This window comes from uncultured Phascolarctobacterium sp., from assembly GCF_902463975.1.
GTDB lineage: Bacteria > Bacillota > Negativicutes > Acidaminococcales > Acidaminococcaceae > Phascolarctobacterium_A.
On record NZ_CABQHJ010000030.1, the window covers coordinates 24,777 to 40,150 of the forward strand.

The window sequence follows — 15,374 nt, forward strand, 5'->3', positions numbered from 1 at the left end:
TTATGCTGTCAACAACTGCCAATTTAATAAAAAAGCTCGCCTGTGAGCATGACCTGAGCGACGCAGAGCTGTTGACGCTGATAACAAGCACTGAACCTGACATCAACAACCTGCTCGCCTGCGAAGCGGATAAACTCCGCCGTCAATATTACGGCGACAAGGTCTATATCCGTGGTCTGATTGAATTCACCAATTACTGCAAAAACAACTGCTACTACTGCGGTATCCGCGCCGGCAACAGCCTTGCGGAACGCTACCGTCTGACGCAGGAGGAAATCCTGGCCTGCTGCGCTGAAGGCTATAGGCTCGGCTTCCGTACCTTCGTGCTGCAGGGTGGCGAGGATGCGTATTATACGGATGACAAAATCTGCGCCATCGTCAGCGCCATTCGCAAGCAGCATCCGGACTGCGCCATTACACTTTCCATCGGCGAAAAGAGCCGTGCCGGCTATCAGGCATACTTCGATGCAGGCGCCAACCGTTATCTGCTGCGCCACGAAACTGCAGATGCAGAGCATTACGCCAAGCTACATCCTGCCAGCATGAGCCTGGAAAACCGCAAACGCTGTCTGTTTGACCTCAAGGAAATCGGTTATCAGGTAGGCTCCGGCTTCATGGTCGGTTCCCCCTACCAGACACCGCAAAACCTTGTCAGCGACCTGCGCTTTCTGCAAAAGCTGCAACCTGATATGATTGGCATAGGTCCTTATATTACGCATGAACACACACCGTTTAAGGATATGGCAAGCGGTACTTTAGAGCAGACGTTGCGCCTGCTGTCTATCCTGCGACTGCTCTTCCCTTACGCACTGCTGCCATCGACAACAGCGCTCGGCACTATCCATCCCAACGGACGCGAGCTGGGGCTGCAGGCCGGCGGCAACGTTGTGATGCCTAACCTTTCGCCTGTAGGAGTGCGCAAAAAATATGAGCTGTACGCCAACAAAATCTGCACCGGTGAGGAGGCAGCCCAATGCCGTGGCTGTCTGGAAACACGCATAAAAACGGCAGGCTATAACATAGTAACCGACAGAGGCGATGTACGCCGCACTTTAGATAAATCAGAAGGAGAAAAATTATGAACAAGAAAGCACTAATCGCCATGAGCGGCGGCGTTGATTCCAGCGTTTCCGCATTGATGATGCTGGAGCAGGGCTACGAATGCACCGGTGTAACCATGAAGCTTTTTGCCAACGAGGATATCGGCGTTTCCAAAGCCAACAGCTGCTGCTCCATTGATGATGTAGCAGATGCCCGCAGCGTAGCAACCGGCCTTGGCATGCCTTACTACGTTTTCAACTTTGCCGACCGCTTTGAACGCGACGTTATCGACCGTTTCGTAGACGCTTACGTTAACGGCAGAACACCTAACCCCTGCATTGACTGCAACCGTTATCTGAAATTCGACCAACTTTTCGTGCGCGCACAGGAGCTTGGCTGTGACTATGTTGTCACCGGCCACTATGCGCAAATCAGCTATGATGAAGCCAAAGGCCGTTACTTGTTGCGTAAGGCAGTTGATCCTTTGAAGGACCAAAGCTACGTGCTTTATTCCCTCACGCAGGAGCAGCTGGCACACGCTATGTTCCCACTCGGCGGCCTGCATAAGACACAGGTACGCGAAATTGCCGAAAAGCATGGCTTCGTCAACGCTCAAAAGCATGACAGTCAGGATATCTGCTTTATACAGACAGGCACCTACGCTGATTTTATCGAAGCACGCCTGGGAAGAAAATTTAAGCCCGGCAACTTCGTAGACGAGGCAGGCAACGTGCTTGGCAGACACAAGGGTATTATCCATTACACCGTAGGCCAGCGCAAGGGCCTGGGCTTGGCGCTGCCGCAGCCTATGTACGTTAAAGAGATTGACACCAAGAACAATGCAGTTATCCTCACAACAAACGAGGGACTGTTTACCAAAAACGTTACAGCCAAGAACATCAACCTTATCGACTGCGACGCTATCACCGAACCGCGTCGTGTGAAAGCACGCATCCGTTACCATCAGCAGGAGCAATGGGCAACTGTTACCCAGCCTGACGCAGATACGCTGCAGCTCGTTTTCGACGAGCCTCAGCGCGCTATCACCAAAGGCCAGTCCGTTGTTATGTATGACGGTGACGTAGTTGTCGGCGGCGGCACAATCGTATAATACCCTGCAAATTAAAAGCATCAGTTGCTACAATAATTGTAGCAACTGATGCTCTTTTATTATACTCGTTCTGAATGAGTAATAATTTTACCAGTTGTCAGCAAAACATTTTTAAGCATGATTAATATTTTCTTTATATATACATTGTTAACACTGACTCTATATGATAGAATATAAACAGGCAGATATAAAGCGAAACAATATTTTTATACCGCTCTAAAATAAGTTTGCCAGAAGTAAGGAGGAATAATATGAAATCATTAAAAGGCACCAAAACCGAAAAGAACCTGTTGGAGGCATTTGCTGGCGAATCCATGGCACGCAACAAATACACCTGGTTTGGTATTGTAGCTCGCAAAGCAGGCTATGATCAAATCGCTGAATTATTTGAGAAAACCGCTAATAATGAAAAAGCTCACGCTTATATGTGGTTCAAGGAATTAGACCAGTTAGGCGATACTGCAGCTAACCTTTTAGCAGCAGCTGAAGGCGAAAACCATGAATGGACCGATATGTATGTAAAAATGGCACAAGAAGCTGAGGAAGAAGGTTTCCCTGAAATCGCAGCAAAAATGCGCGGTGTTGCAGCTATCGAAAAACGTCATGAAGAACGCTATCGTAAACTCTTACAAAACATCGAAGAAATGAAGGTTTTCAGCAAAGACAGCGGCCTGACCATTTGGGAATGCCGCAACTGTGGTCATATTGTAGTCGGCCCCAGCGCTCCGGAAGTTTGCCCTGTCTGCGCTCATCCGCAAGGTTTCTTTGAAGTACATATGGATAACTTCTAAGCTTATACATCTCCCCAAATGCATAAGAGAAAGTAGAAAAGTGTAGCGTAAAATTTACGTTGCACTTTTTCTTTATTTCCGTTTCAAAACCAATACGCAAATGAAACGCAAATTTTCACGTTTCATTTCTAATGCAACGTGAAAGAGCCGTGCAAATTATGCATGGCTCTAATTTCTTATAATGAATTTTTAGGTTAAGGAATATTTTGTACCCCTACCCTTGCCACCTTTAACAAGCTTATTTTTCTCCACTAAGCTGTTCAACAATCTGATAGTCTTACCTCTACTAAAGCCTGTTATAGCTGAAACATCAGAGCTTGCCAAAACTAAATTAGCGGCAAAGACTTCTAAAACTGCTTGCTCATCCACAGCAAGCGGAAGTTGATACTCCACGCTAGGCAAAGTAACCATTACTGCATTGTCACTTATAGCAAAATTCGGTTTCACGTCAGCGTTCCTGTATGCTTCTAAAATTCTACGCACTCCTGTACCAAAGATTTCTACATATTTTAATCTGAAGAACACATTGCCTAAAGTAGGATTACGTAAAACAGATACATACCCCTTCAAATATTCTTCCTTGCTAACACCTAATGGTAAGCCACCAGGAGAAACTATTTCTATTTTATCAGTATACATCAATACTCTTATATTAGCATTGATATCCCAAGTGCGATGTACTAAAGCATTAGCTAATGCCTCACGAAATGCCTTTTCAGGAATCTGTTCCTTAGTAATTCGTTCAGCTCCCTTTATCAGTTCATATACATAATAACGCCTGAATAGCTTTATAGCCTTAGCAAATTGCTCAATAACTGATACATTCTTAATGAGCTCCCTATCTAAAATCACATCATTGCTGCTACCAAATTTAGCAATATCAATGCCCGGGAAGCTGTTAGTATCTGCCAAAAGTTCTCCGGCATTGTTGAATCTGTCCTTGCTGTAATATAAATTCAAGGTTCTGCATATATCTTTTGTCAGCTTCTTAATGCCAAGCTTAGCCTGCAATTCCTTTTCTAAAATAGTAAATTTTAATTCGCTATTTCCAGCAGGAAGTTCATCATAATATTTTCCCGTACCAAGTAAAGTCAAACGATTCAATTCCCCTCTATCAACCTCTATGGTAGAAGTATCATTACGTTTATAGGCCTTTCCCTTGTACAAATACGGTTTGTCCAAACCTTCAGAAACCTTTAAAGCTATAGTATTATTTTGAGAATTAATTCTCAGTGTAAAATCAGGCTTTGGTGAAATGCTGTCATTGATACGATTTTCTAAATCAAGGCATACCTTTTCAGGATTATTTATACCGCAAGGAGTTCCGTCATCCCTTACGCCAAATAAAATTTCTCCAGCGCCATAATTAGCATAAGCACTGACTGTTTTCAGAAATGTATTGGTGACCTCAGACTTAAATTCCAGGCTTTTAGTTTCTTTCATCTGTTACGCCTCCTATCACTACTAAACAAATTGTAGCAGAACTCAGCAGTAAGCGCAACGTATTTTTTTACGTTTTATTTTCGTTCCACTTTCATCTAATTATTAGTTTCAAAGCCAATACGCAAATGAAACGCAAATTTTTACGTTTCACTTCTGTTGCAACGAAAAAGAGCCGTGCCTGCGCACGACTCTTTTTATTGCTTATTCAGCTTAACTTACCAATGATACTTTTCGCCTCTGCTGATTTTAAAAGCACGGTAAATCTGTTCAATCAGCAATAAACGTATCATCTGATGCGTAAAAGTCATCTTAGAGAAGCTCAGCGCCAGATCAGCACGCTTACGCAACGCATCAGTATAGCCAAAGGCGCCGCCAATCACGAAGGTAATATGGCTGTTGCCGGAAAGCGCCAGCTCATCCAGCTTCGCTGCCAGCTCCGGGCTGCTCAGCTGCTTGCCGATAACATCCAGCAAAATCACATAGGAATTTGCCGGAATAATTGCCAGCAGGCGTTGCGTTTCACGCTCCAGCACCTGCTGCTTTTCCGCAGGGGAGGGATTATCGGGCATACGCTCTTCGTTAATTGCCAGCGTTTCCAGCTTGCAGAAGGGTGTCAGTCTTTTGCTGAATTCCTCTATCCCCGCAGTAAGATATTTTTCTTTAATTTTGCCTACACAGGCTATCGTTATCTTCAATTGCCATAATCCTTCGGAACCTCTTCCAATACCACAGTTCTGCTTTCTCTCTGACCGTTACGCATAATAGTTACTTCGGCTCTGTCGCCTACCTTGCATTTAGACAGAGCAGTACGCAGGTCAACAGCAGTCTTAACTTTGCTGCCATTAAAGCTCAGGAGAATATCGCCGGGGCGGATATCAGCCTTCGCTGCCGGACTGCCGGGAACAACCTTAACGAGGAAGATACCGCCGTGCAGGTTGATTTCAAAGCCATAGCGGTTAGCAATTTCCTGATCCATCAGTGAAGCACCCAGATACGGTCTTGCCACACGACCACGCTCTGCCAGCTCCTGCAGAATCGGTTTAGCTGTGTTGATAGGAATAGCAAAGCCAATGCCTTCAACACCGCTTACAGCAACCTTAGCACTGTTAATGCCGACTACCTCGCCGTCAGCATTTACCAAAGCACCGCCACTGTTACCGGGGTTGATTGCCGCATCAGTCTGAATCAGGTTGAACTTACGCTCGCCTACTTCAATGCTACGATTCAATGCACTGATAACGCCTGCGGTTACACTGCCGCGAAATTCCAGTCCCAGCGGGTTGCCGATAGCAATTGCCGGTTCGCCGACCTGCAGTGTATCGCTGTCACCAAAGGTGGCAACGGTAAGGTTATCCGCATCAATTTTTACTACAGCCAAATCGGTTACGGCATCGGCACCCAGAACCTTGCCTTTAACGGTACGTCCGTCAGGCAGGCTGACGATGATTTCCGATGCACCCTCAACTACGTGGTTGTTGGTTGCAATATAGCCGGCCTTGTCATAAATAACGCCGCTGCCTGTACCACGCTCCATCAGCTGTGTGCGGTTGAAGAAGTCACGCACATACGCCTTGTTGGTAATACCTACGACAGCAGGACCAACCTTCTTGGCGGCAGCTACAATCGGTGTATTGCGCGCTGCGCTCAGCTGCTGCTCAGTCTTGGCAGCAGGCTTATCATGCACTGCGGCAGATGTTTTATTGTCGCCGCAGCCAGCAACCAGAATTGCCGCACCTAAAAGGCCACAGACAAAAATATTGGCCGATTTTTTCCAGATACTCTTGTTCATCTGTATCCACTCCTTATTTTAAATCTAAGACTGCCGGCAGCGGACTGTCTGCCACTACCCTGTTCTGGGCAGCTACAAAAAGCTCTGTTTCCTGCAGGCGGTTATTATCTTGTAAAATATTCTGCACCGTATCCTGCGCCAGCTGCGGCAGGTTATTGTGCTCGCTCAGGTGCGCCAGCACGATATGCTCCGGCAGACGCTCGAGCTCCGTCAGAAAATGTCCGGCGGTATCATTGGATAAATGTCCCAGCGTACTCAAAATGCGCTGCTTCAGCTGACGCGGATAAGGACCGTTTTTCAGCATTTCCACATCATGATTGGCTTCGAGCACCAAGGCACTGCTGCCTGCAACTGCCTCACGGATGGTATCAGTCACAAAGCCTGCATCTGTAAGATAAGTGCACTTTGAACCATTGCTGCGGCTCGTAAAGGTATATCCGTGCGGGTCAGCAGCATCATGCGGTATGCTGAAGCTCTGCACCTCCAGATCACCGCAAAGCAGGCGGTTATTATCAATAAGACGGCAATTCTGGCGCACCAGACTGCTGTCCTTGGCTAATATTGCACGCCAGGTAAGCGCACTGCTATATACAGGCACCTGATAATTTTTTAAAAAGGTTGCCAGCCCGCGGACATGGTCGACATGCTCATGTGTAATAAACACGCCGTCCAGCTCGTTTACGCTGACGCCTATTTCCTTCATTCTCGTTGTCAACGCTCTGCAGCTGATACCTATATCAACCAAAAAGCGTTGCTTTGCTGTGCTTATCAAAGCGGCATTCCCCTTGCTGCCGCTGGCCAGCATCACAATCTGAAAGTCGTTTAGCACAACGCCTTCACTCCTATCAATATAACATCTTTATTATAGCAAATTCACTAACTGCTATTGTGGCATTTTGGTAAAAATAACGCTACAAAAATCTGACATAATTACCCAATATATAAAGAAAAGTGTACCAATCAGCTAGAGAATCGGTACACTTCTTTATAGTTTAATGCATCGTAGAACACTTCGGACACAGACCAAAGAAATAGAACTGACGGCGGCTGATAGTATAACCGCTCTGCTTTTCTACATCCTGTGTCAGCTGCAGCTTAACGCCGTCATCCATCAGCGCATCGTCTACCGCACCGCATTTCAAGCAGCGCAGATGATAATGCTCGCTGACATCGGCATCATAACGGAAGCTGTCCTCACCCGTATTCAGAATCTGAATAACGTTGATATCGTGCAGAATCTCTACAGTTTTATATACCGTAGCAAAGCTCATAGCAGGAAACTTCGGCTGCAGCTTATTGAACAGCATCTCTGCATTCGGATGCCATGTTTCATCAGCCAAGGCTTCATAAACAGCAAGTCTTTGAGGGGTGACCTTATAGCCACGCTCGCGCAACAGGTTGGTTAATTCCTGACTTGTAAGCATATTTCATCACTCCATTGCCAAAAGAATCGGATACAGCGGTTGTCCGCCGTAAAAGGTTTCAACCTCCCACTCATCATTCAGCTCTTCCACTTCAGCTGCCAGCTTTTCAGCCTGCTCTTCAGTTACATCGGCACCATAATATAAGCTGATCAGTTCATAATCCCCATCTGTCAGCATCTTCTGCAGCACTTCCTCCATGCTGCTGCCGTTGCAAACAATTTTATCGTTTAAGATACCAAGATAATCGCCCTCATGGATAGCAATACCGTTTACTACGCTGTCGCGTACAGCTACGGTAATGCTGCCACTGGCTGTTTCCTTGGCTTCCTTGGTCATAATAACAGTGTTTTCGTCCATACTGCGTGTTGCGTCGAAATGCAGCAGTGCAGACAATCCTTGCGCCATATTGGTAGTAGGAACATAGGCTACCTTGGAATTACCCAGCAGCTTACGCACCTGCTCAGCCGCCAAAACAATATTCTTATTGTTCGGCAGAATAATGTACTGCTCGCAGGTACCGTTTTCAATAGCATTGACAAACTCTTCTACCGGAGGATTCATACTCTGTCCGCCGCTGATAATCTCTGCAGCGCCCATTTCATGCATGATTTTTGCAATGCCGTCGCCGGCTGCAACAGTAAGCACACCAACGCCATGCTTTACCGGTTGAATATCCTCGGCAGTAAAGAGACGGTTTTCGTGCTGGTCACGCATATTTTCTATTTTGATATCATGCAGTGTTCCCCACGTCTGCGCCATGTTGAGCGCATCACCGGGATGCTTAGTATGGATATGCACTTTTACAATATCCTCTACCACTGCTACAATCATAGAATTGCCCATGCCCTCTAAGGCCTTGCTTACGGTCTGCTTATCAACATCAGCATCCTTGACGATAAATTCGGTGCAATAAGGATATTCCAAATCAAGCGGCTCGCCCTTTTGAATCTGTACCTTGGCACGCGGTGTAACATCCAGCACTTCGCAATCCTGACCGCGCAGGCCTGCCAGACAGCCCTCGAAAAAGACAATCAGGCCTTGGCCGCCGGCATCAACAACACCGGCTGCCTTCAATGCAGGCAACAGCTCCGGAGTTCTTGCAAGCTCTTCCTTGCCGCTGCGGATAGCCTCCAGCAGTACTTCCTCCAGGCTAACGTTGCCGCGGACAGCGTTATAAGCACCCTTGGCCATGCCGCGGGCTACTGTCAGAATAGTACCTTCTACCGGCTTGGATACACTGCGATAGGCATATAAAATACCAAACTGGAAGGCCTTACCGATTTCTGTATTGTTCAGCGTCTTTTTACCGGCAACACCCTTGCCGATACCGCGCAGCAGCTGCGATAAAATTACGCCGGAATTGCCACGTGCACCCATAATAGCGCTGCGGGCAGCTGCGGCACCGATTTCGCCGGCCTCGGCCTCATCGCTCATTGCGCTGATAGCCTTCGCCACGGATGCCATAGTATGCATCATATTAGTACCGGTATCGCCATCAGGTACCGGAAAAACATTTAAATCATTAATAGCTTCAAAATTCTTTTCAAAGCTATGGTAAGCACCCAGCAGCATATCCTTCAGCTGCTTGCCGGTAATTACCTTGCTATTATTCATCTAAACCCCACACCTTTCCTTTCAGGCTTTGCGACGGACAAATACGCCGATAGCACCAGGTCCGAGATGAGCAGCCAAAACGGTGCCGATACCTGTAAGCATAGTCGGTACATTCGGGAACAATTCCTGCATCTGCTGTTTTAAATCCTCTGCATCTGCCAAAGCCTCTGCATGAGCGACGAAAATTGCTTCAATGGGTGCTTTTTCCGCAGCCATCTCAACCATGCGCTTCATAACCTTTTTACGGGTACGGCATTTGTCTGCAACTTCCAGTCTGCCCTCTTTATCTAAGTGCACAATAGGGCGAATACCAAAAATACTTCCTATCAAAGCGCCAACTGCGCCAATGCGTCCACCCTTTTGCAAATAGTCTAATGTATTTACACTGAAAAATGTTTCTGTACGCGCAACCATCTCACGCGCCATTTTTTCGGCCTCGTCAATATCCATGCCTGCAGCTGTATGCTTCAGTACTTCCATCGCAATACCGCTGATAGGGCAGGCAGCAGTCTTGCTGTCGATTACACGGATATCCGCGCCCTTTATATCATCCATTACCTGACGTGCAGCAACGCAGGCGGTCTGATAGGTACCGCTGAGCACGCTGTCAACTGTCAGCATAATAACCTTTTTGCCTTCCTGAGCAAGCTTGGTGAAAAGCTCCACTACCACACCGATAGGCGGCTGAGAGGTAATCGGCAGCTTACCGGTTGCGTCTACCATACCGAACAATTCTGCCAGCGAACGTTCCCCGTCCTGCCATTCCAAATCTCCATGACGGATAATCAAACGCAGAATGTGGCAACGTGAATCATCCTTCAAAGCTGTTTCGTCTGCTGCCGAAATACTATCTACGACAACATGTATTTCATCGTGCATATAAGCCTCCTGTTAGTTATGAATATTCTCTATATAAGTTATATCCGTTCCTCTCCCATATTATATTATATTGTACCATATTCTGAAAACTATTGCTACATTGACTATGGCTAACTGACAATATTTCAAAAATTATATACTAAATTTCTAAAAATGGCAAAAAAAAAAGCCCTTACGAAGAAGGGCCAAATGAGGGGCTGTTTTGATGTTCTTAGTATACCATCTTTGTATACAAAATGCAAGAGTTTTTTGTAAATTTTTTTACGTTAAATAACGAAACTGTCCACGAGCTTCAGAAGCACCTTCTGATTCGTGGACAGCTCTTTTATTTATTATCAAGCTTATTTGAAGTCTGCGCCCAGCATAACAACACCATCGCAGTCAGCAGCACCGTCGCGGCTGATGCGCATCTGGTGCGCAAAGGGAACGTTGGAAAGACGATTGACAACAGCACCATTATTAGTCGTAGAAATAACAATTGTATTGGCAATTACATCACCACTGCCGCCGCTGATAACCTCAAAGCCGGCATTGCGCAAGCGCGCAGCAGCATCTGCGCCTGCTGTCTTACTGCCGCTGCAGTTAACAAGACGTACAACGCCGCGGCTGTCAGAGGAAGCTTCTTGGGAAGCAGTATTTTTACCTGCATCCTTATCTTTATCAGCCTGCTTCTTCTTTTCTTCCTTCGCTTTTTCTTCTTTCTTAGCCTTCAGTTCCTTTTCTTCCTTGACAGCTTCCTTGTTTTCCTCGCTGTCATCGCCCTTTTCTACCTTTTCCACAGCATTGTTGTATTCCTTCTCCATCAGCTCAGCTGCAGATTTGTAGTGCTCCGTCATGGTTGCCCCCTGCATCTTAACCATCAGCTCACGCAGGTCGGTGATATCCGGCAGCCAATAGCTGATGCCATCGATATACTTCGGAGTACCAGGAACCATCGCCATAGACAGGCCCTTTTCCTTAACCATAGAATGCAGTGCTCTGCCCAAATCCATCATATCACCAAGAGGCATATCAGTCTTCACCATAGAGGTCAGCTGCTTAGCCAGACCGGGGATATGCAGCAGCATATCGGCAGAGGTGATTTTATCATAAACTGCCATCAGGAAATGCTGTTGGCGGCGGATACGGCCGATATCGCCCTCTTCATCACGGAAGCGCACATATTGGATGGCCGTTTTGCCGTCCAGATGCTGACGGCCCTTTTTCAGGTCAACGGTAAAGCCGTCCCAGGAATCATGGTAGTACATGTCTTTTTCCACATCGATATCAATACCGCCGATAGCATCTACAAGACCGGTAAAGCCTTTAAAATCAACCATTACGTAATTATTGATTTTGATACCCAGCAGCTCTTCTACAGTTTTCTGTGTCAGCTCACGACCGCCGTAAGCGTAGGCATGGTTAATCTTATCCCAGCCGTGACCGTCAATGCGTACACGTGTATCACGCGGTACCGAAAGCAGGGAAGCGCTTTTGTTGCTGCTGTCGAACATTACGACAAAAAGCGTATCACTGCGGCCCACATCATCGGAGCGTTCGTCAACACCCATAACAACGATATTCTTTTTCAGATTCAGCCTGTCTGTCGGCGCAAGATTATCCAATCCCGTTTCCGGAAAGAAATAACCGAAGGCAATATAGCCTACTACACAGATAGCCGTTACAATCATTAAAATTTTTGTCTGGAGAATGCTTTTCATCCTTATATAACCTCTCAATCAATTTCTTCTGCCAGATATTCCGTCAGCTCCTTGCGGCTGCGGTACAGGAAAGCATACAGCATGCGTGCAGTCAGGCCCCAGATAACCTTATCCTCATACAGGTAAAAATACACATAATAGGACTTGTTCATGCGCCAGCCACGCTTTCGCTGCGGCACCAGGTCAAACGGGAAATCATCACCCGGATGGTCGGCCAGCTGTACAGAGCCACGCCGCGGCTTTTGCTCCAAAAGCACCTTAAGCGGCACAGTAAAGATGCGCTCCACCTCACTCTTGCTGTACGTAATCTTGCTGATATCATCAATCAGACCAACAAAGGGGTGGATAATCGGTCCGTTATGCGTTACCAGACAATCCAGTTCACCGCAGATGGTGATATTCTCCGGCTGCAGGCCAAGCTCCTCACAGGTTTCGCGCACTGCGGTATTGCGGAAGCTGTTATCCGCACATTCGTACTTACCGCCGGGAAAGCATATTTCACCCGGCTGACTGCGCAGCGTATGCGCCCGCTCTTCAAAAAGCACACTGATGCCTTCTGGAGTACGCACTAAGGGCAGCAGCACAGCAGCGTCCCACAAACGGTCCAGCTTATCAATGCCAGGAGCACGACGGTGGAGTCGCTCAAACAATACATACTGTAATTTTTCCATCTCATTCATAATAACACCTTATTTTAACACCTTTGCCTGCAAAATTAAATAGTATTTATAAATTTCTGCGCAGCAAAAGTTTTTTCCTGCCAACAAATGTAACTAAGCTGTAAAATCCAGGTAACAATCCTTGAAAACTGCACTTTAAACAATATGTTTCTGCATAAAAGGAAAGCGCCAGCCGCTAACGCAACTGACGCCAAGGGAAAGACAGATTTTAATTAGTACAGAGGAGCTTCAGCTTCTGCATGCTTTTTTTCGCTCTTGTCAACCAGCAGAGTTACAGCAGCATCGCCGGTGATGTTAACAGAGGTACGCGGCATATCCAGGATACGGTCGATACCTGCGATAAGAGCAGAGCCTTCCAGCGGCAGACCAAGGCTGGTCAGAATCATGGTCAACATGATGAAGCCGGCGCCCGGAACACCTGCAGTACCGATAGAAGCCAAAGTACCGGTAACGATAATGGTCATATATTGGGAAGCGGTGAGGTCAATGCCGTACAGCTGAGCAATGAACAGTGCGCATACACCCTGATAAGCAGCAGTACCATCCATGTTGATGGTTGCGCCCAACGGCAGAACGAAGCTGGAAACCTCTTTGGAAGCGCCCATTTTTTGAGCACAGCTCATGGTCAGCGGCAGAGTACCACCGGAGGAGCAGGAGCTGAAGGCCATCAGAGACGCCGGAGCGATACCCTTAATAAATTGGATAAAGCCCATGCCAGCCAGGAATTTAATCATAGAGCCATAAACGAGAACTGCATGCAGGAGGCAAGCCAGATATACAGCGATAACAACCTTCAGCAGCGGCAGCAGAACAGCAGGACCGTTAGATGCAACTACCGGAGTAATCAAACCGAAAACACCAATCGGAGCAACAGCCATGATCATGCCGACGATTTTGTAGGAAACCTCAGCCAGACCATCGATGGTGTGTTTCAGAGCGTTAGCTTTTTCACCGACAACAGTAATACCGGCACCAACGAAGAGCGAGAAAACGATGATTTGCAGCATGTTGGCTTTAACCATAGCTTCCAGCGGGTTAGTCGGGAAAATGTCAATGATAACCTTGGAAATAGGCGGTGCAGCCTTAGCAGCAACCTTAGCGGTATCAGCAGCCATATGCAGGCCAACACCCGGCTGCATGATGGTACCGATTGCCAGACCGATAACGATAGCAAAAGCAGTGGTTACCAGATAGTACGCTACAGTTTTTACACCGATACGGCCTACCTTTTTGATATCACCAAGGCTGGTGACACCAATTACCAGGCTGGAGAATACCAGCGGTACGATAACCATTTTGATCATGTTCATGAAAATTGTTCCCAGAGGACCAATCCAGGTCTTGGCGAAGCCGGCGCCTTCAGCACCCAGCTCCAGGCCTGCAATAATACCAAGCGCAAGGCCGATTAAAATTTTTGTAGATAAATTCATTTTTACAACCCCCAGATAATTAAGTAAAAAAACTGTTAAGCTAATTATAACAACTTATCAGAGAAAAGTCCGATTGTATACAGTATTATTGCCGTGTATACAATATTATTTACGATTATCCCGTCGAAGCGCATAAAAATACCCCTGCAGCAACGTGCAGAGGCAAAAGCAAATTATCTTATTTAACTAAAAGCTCATACAGCACTACGGCAAGAGCACCGGGAACACCAAAGAAGCCGGCAATCAAAGCCTTGATAATAGTAATCTTCATCGTAAAGCCCGCCAACGAGCCTACTACATTGATAAACCACAGCAGTAAAGCGCCGCAGAGACCATTCCACACCAGCTTGAAGGGCATCGACAGCAGCTTTACTATTACTAAAAGCAACAGTACTCCAGCAATCATCGGTCCAAAAGCACCAAGCGGTGACAAAATAGCATTAAGTTCCATAAATAAATATCGCCATTCCTTTCTACATCGTGCGCCTGTTTTCCAGCGCCTTAGACAAGGTTATTTCGTCAGCATATTCCAAATCGCCGCCCATCGGCAGGCCATGAGCAATACGGCTGACGGTTATTCCTACAGGCTTCAGCAGCTGCGCCAAATAGGTAGCAGTCGCCTCGCCCTCTACATCTGAGTTGGTTGCAATAATAATTTCACTGACTGATTCCTGCTGCAGGCGCAAGAGCAGCTCTCTGATGCGCAGCTTTTCCGGACCAATACCATCCAGCGGTGACAGCACACCATGCAGCACATGATACAATCCGTGATAGCCATGACTGCGCTCCATCGCCGCAATATCCTGCGGCTGCTCTACTACGCAGATAGTAAAGCTATCGCGCGAGCTGTCGCGGCAAATCTCGCATACATCGCTATCCGTAAGATTAAAGCAGCGGCTGCAATAGTGAATCTGCTCCTTGGCGCCGCTCAGAGCCGCCGCCAGCTGCTTCACATCCTCCGCAGGCATGTCAATCACATGATAGGCCAGTCGCATAGCTGTTTTCGAACCAATGCCCGGTAAACGCCTGAGCTGCTCGTATAAATTAGCCAGCGGCCTGATCATTCTTGCCATCAGCTTAGAACATGCCAGGCAGCTTCATACCGCCGGTAACCTTAGCCATTTCTTTTTCGGTCAGCTCGTCAATTTGCTTCATAGCGTCATTGACAGCTGTCAGGATCATATCCTCCAACATTTCTACATCCTCGGGATCTACAGCAGTCGGATTGATTTTAATGGATTTCAGTTCTTTTTTACCGCTGACAACAACGGTTACAGCACCGCCGCCAACAGAAGTTTCTACAGTACGGCTTTTCAGATCCTCCTGCATTTTCGCCATATCGGACTGCATTTTTTGTACCTTTTTCATCATTGCCTGCATATTACCCATGCCACCTGGAAACATAATTAAATTCCTCCTCGTATAATATAGTCATAGCTTAGGTTGCTTTTAATAAAAATTTAAGCTATGCT

At 46.8% G+C, this 15,374-nt stretch carries 16 protein-coding genes; 3 read left to right on the top strand and 13 right to left on the bottom strand.

Annotated features, from left to right (window positions below; genetic code table 11):
• Positions 1–2: 2 nt before the first annotated feature.
• The 3 genes from hydE (at position 3) to rbr (ending at position 2,943) form a co-directional block, all read left to right on the top strand.
• Positions 3–1,082 carry a [FeFe] hydrogenase H-cluster radical SAM maturase HydE gene (gene hydE, locus RDW05_RS09245; protein ID WP_307978800.1) on the top strand — a complete coding sequence of 360 codons (1,080 nt, stop codon included), beginning with the start codon at positions 3–5 and terminating at the stop codon, positions 1,080–1,082.
• A complete protein-coding gene (gene mnmA, locus RDW05_RS09250) occupies positions 1,079–2,152 on the top strand; it encodes a tRNA 2-thiouridine(34) synthase MnmA (RefSeq protein ID WP_293806543.1) in 1,074 nt (357 codons plus the stop codon). Before hydE ends, mnmA begins: the two co-directional genes overlap by 4 nt.
• Before the next feature lie 251 nt (positions 2,153–2,403).
• On the top strand, positions 2,404–2,943 hold the full coding sequence (gene rbr, locus RDW05_RS09255; protein WP_009146377.1) for a rubrerythrin: 540 nt from the start codon (positions 2,404–2,406) through the stop codon (positions 2,941–2,943).
• A 189-nt stretch (positions 2,944–3,132) separates the two neighbouring features.
• Here the strand turns inward: rbr and RDW05_RS09260 are convergent, their stop codons facing one another.
• The 13 genes from RDW05_RS09260 to RDW05_RS09320 form a co-directional block, all read right to left on the bottom strand.
• Complete coding sequence (locus RDW05_RS09260; protein WP_304242540.1) at positions 3,133–4,386, bottom strand: ATP-binding protein; 1,254 nt, start codon at positions 4,384–4,386, stop codon at positions 3,133–3,135.
• Between the two features lie 215 nt (positions 4,387–4,601).
• Complete coding sequence (rlmH, locus tag RDW05_RS09265; protein WP_293724380.1) at positions 4,602–5,081, bottom strand: 23S rRNA (pseudouridine(1915)-N(3))-methyltransferase RlmH; 480 nt, start codon at positions 5,079–5,081, stop codon at positions 4,602–4,604.
• Positions 5,078–6,175 (bottom strand): trypsin-like peptidase domain-containing protein, encoded by a 1,098-nt coding sequence (locus RDW05_RS09270; protein ID WP_307978803.1) that lies wholly within the window; start codon positions 6,173–6,175, stop codon positions 5,078–5,080. The genes rlmH and RDW05_RS09270 overlap by 4 nt, the downstream gene beginning before the upstream one ends.
• A gap of 13 nt (positions 6,176–6,188) precedes the next feature.
• Positions 6,189–7,004, bottom strand: a complete 816-nt coding sequence (locus RDW05_RS09275; RefSeq protein WP_307978805.1) for an MBL fold metallo-hydrolase — start codon at positions 7,002–7,004, stop codon at positions 6,189–6,191.
• A 163-nt stretch (positions 7,005–7,167) separates the two neighbouring features.
• Positions 7,168–7,599 carry a Fur family transcriptional regulator gene (locus RDW05_RS09280; RefSeq protein WP_293389616.1) on the bottom strand — a complete coding sequence of 144 codons (432 nt, stop codon included), beginning with the start codon at positions 7,597–7,599 and terminating at the stop codon, positions 7,168–7,170.
• 6 nt (positions 7,600–7,605) lie between these two features.
• Positions 7,606–9,213 (bottom strand): DAK2 domain-containing protein, encoded by a 1,608-nt coding sequence (locus RDW05_RS09285; protein WP_307978806.1) that lies wholly within the window; start codon positions 9,211–9,213, stop codon positions 7,606–7,608.
• Between the two features lie 21 nt (positions 9,214–9,234).
• Complete coding sequence (locus RDW05_RS09290) at positions 9,235–10,092, bottom strand: DegV family protein (RefSeq protein WP_307978807.1); 858 nt, start codon at positions 10,090–10,092, stop codon at positions 9,235–9,237.
• Positions 10,093–10,433: 341 nt separating this feature from the next.
• Entirely contained in the window at positions 10,434–11,792 is a 1,359-nt protein-coding gene (locus RDW05_RS09295) for an LCP family protein (protein WP_307978808.1), read from the bottom strand.
• Between the two features lie 14 nt (positions 11,793–11,806).
• Positions 11,807–12,472, bottom strand: coding sequence for a CoA pyrophosphatase (locus RDW05_RS09300; protein WP_021720185.1), 666 nt, complete (start codon positions 12,470–12,472; stop codon positions 11,807–11,809).
• Between the two features lie 212 nt (positions 12,473–12,684).
• The gene (locus tag RDW05_RS09305) at positions 12,685–13,902 is read right to left on the bottom strand and encodes a dicarboxylate/amino acid:cation symporter (protein WP_293724367.1); all 1,218 of its coding nucleotides are present in this window, start codon (positions 13,900–13,902) and stop codon (positions 12,685–12,687) included.
• Positions 13,903–14,080: 178 nt separating this feature from the next.
• On the bottom strand, positions 14,081–14,353 hold the full coding sequence (locus RDW05_RS09310) for a pro-sigmaK processing inhibitor BofA family protein (protein ID WP_293724365.1): 273 nt from the start codon (positions 14,351–14,353) through the stop codon (positions 14,081–14,083).
• A 22-nt stretch (positions 14,354–14,375) separates the two neighbouring features.
• Complete coding sequence (gene recR, locus RDW05_RS09315; RefSeq protein WP_009144536.1) at positions 14,376–14,975, bottom strand: recombination mediator RecR; 600 nt, start codon at positions 14,973–14,975, stop codon at positions 14,376–14,378.
• Positions 14,976–14,979: 4 nt separating this feature from the next.
• Positions 14,980–15,306 (bottom strand): YbaB/EbfC family nucleoid-associated protein, encoded by a 327-nt coding sequence (locus tag RDW05_RS09320; protein WP_293693793.1) that lies wholly within the window; start codon positions 15,304–15,306, stop codon positions 14,980–14,982.
• Positions 15,307–15,374 lie beyond the last annotated feature (68 nt).

Excerpts from the sequence above, each read along its gene's own strand:
- hydE (WP_307978800.1), top strand. The coding sequence starts at position 3 with ATGCTGTCAACAACTGCCAATTTAATAAAAAAGCTCGCCTGTGAGCAT.
- mnmA (WP_293806543.1), top strand. The coding sequence starts at position 1,079 with ATGAACAAGAAAGCACTAATCGCCATGAGCGGCGGCGTTGATTCCAGC.
- rbr (WP_009146377.1), top strand. The coding sequence starts at position 2,404 with ATGAAATCATTAAAAGGCACCAAAACCGAAAAGAACCTGTTGGAGGCA.
- RDW05_RS09260 (WP_304242540.1), bottom strand. The coding sequence starts at position 4,386 with ATGAAAGAAACTAAAAGCCTGGAATTTAAGTCTGAGGTCACCAATACA.
- RDW05_RS09270 (WP_307978803.1), bottom strand. The coding sequence starts at position 6,175 with ATGAACAAGAGTATCTGGAAAAAATCGGCCAATATTTTTGTCTGTGGC.
- RDW05_RS09280 (WP_293389616.1), bottom strand. The coding sequence starts at position 7,599 with ATGCTTACAAGTCAGGAATTAACCAACCTGTTGCGCGAGCGTGGCTAT.
- RDW05_RS09285 (WP_307978806.1), bottom strand. The coding sequence starts at position 9,213 with ATGAATAATAGCAAGGTAATTACCGGCAAGCAGCTGAAGGATATGCTG.
- RDW05_RS09290 (WP_307978807.1), bottom strand. The coding sequence starts at position 10,092 with ATGCACGATGAAATACATGTTGTCGTAGATAGTATTTCGGCAGCAGAC.
- RDW05_RS09295 (WP_307978808.1), bottom strand. The coding sequence starts at position 11,792 with ATGAAAAGCATTCTCCAGACAAAAATTTTAATGATTGTAACGGCTATC.
- RDW05_RS09300 (WP_021720185.1), bottom strand. The coding sequence starts at position 12,472 with ATGAATGAGATGGAAAAATTACAGTATGTATTGTTTGAGCGACTCCAC.
- RDW05_RS09305 (WP_293724367.1), bottom strand. The coding sequence starts at position 13,902 with ATGAATTTATCTACAAAAATTTTAATCGGCCTTGCGCTTGGTATTATT.
- RDW05_RS09310 (WP_293724365.1), bottom strand. The coding sequence starts at position 14,353 with ATGGAACTTAATGCTATTTTGTCACCGCTTGGTGCTTTTGGACCGATG.
- recR (WP_009144536.1), bottom strand. The coding sequence starts at position 14,975 with ATGGCAAGAATGATCAGGCCGCTGGCTAATTTATACGAGCAGCTCAGG.
- RDW05_RS09320 (WP_293693793.1), bottom strand. The coding sequence starts at position 15,306 with ATGTTTCCAGGTGGCATGGGTAATATGCAGGCAATGATGAAAAAGGTA.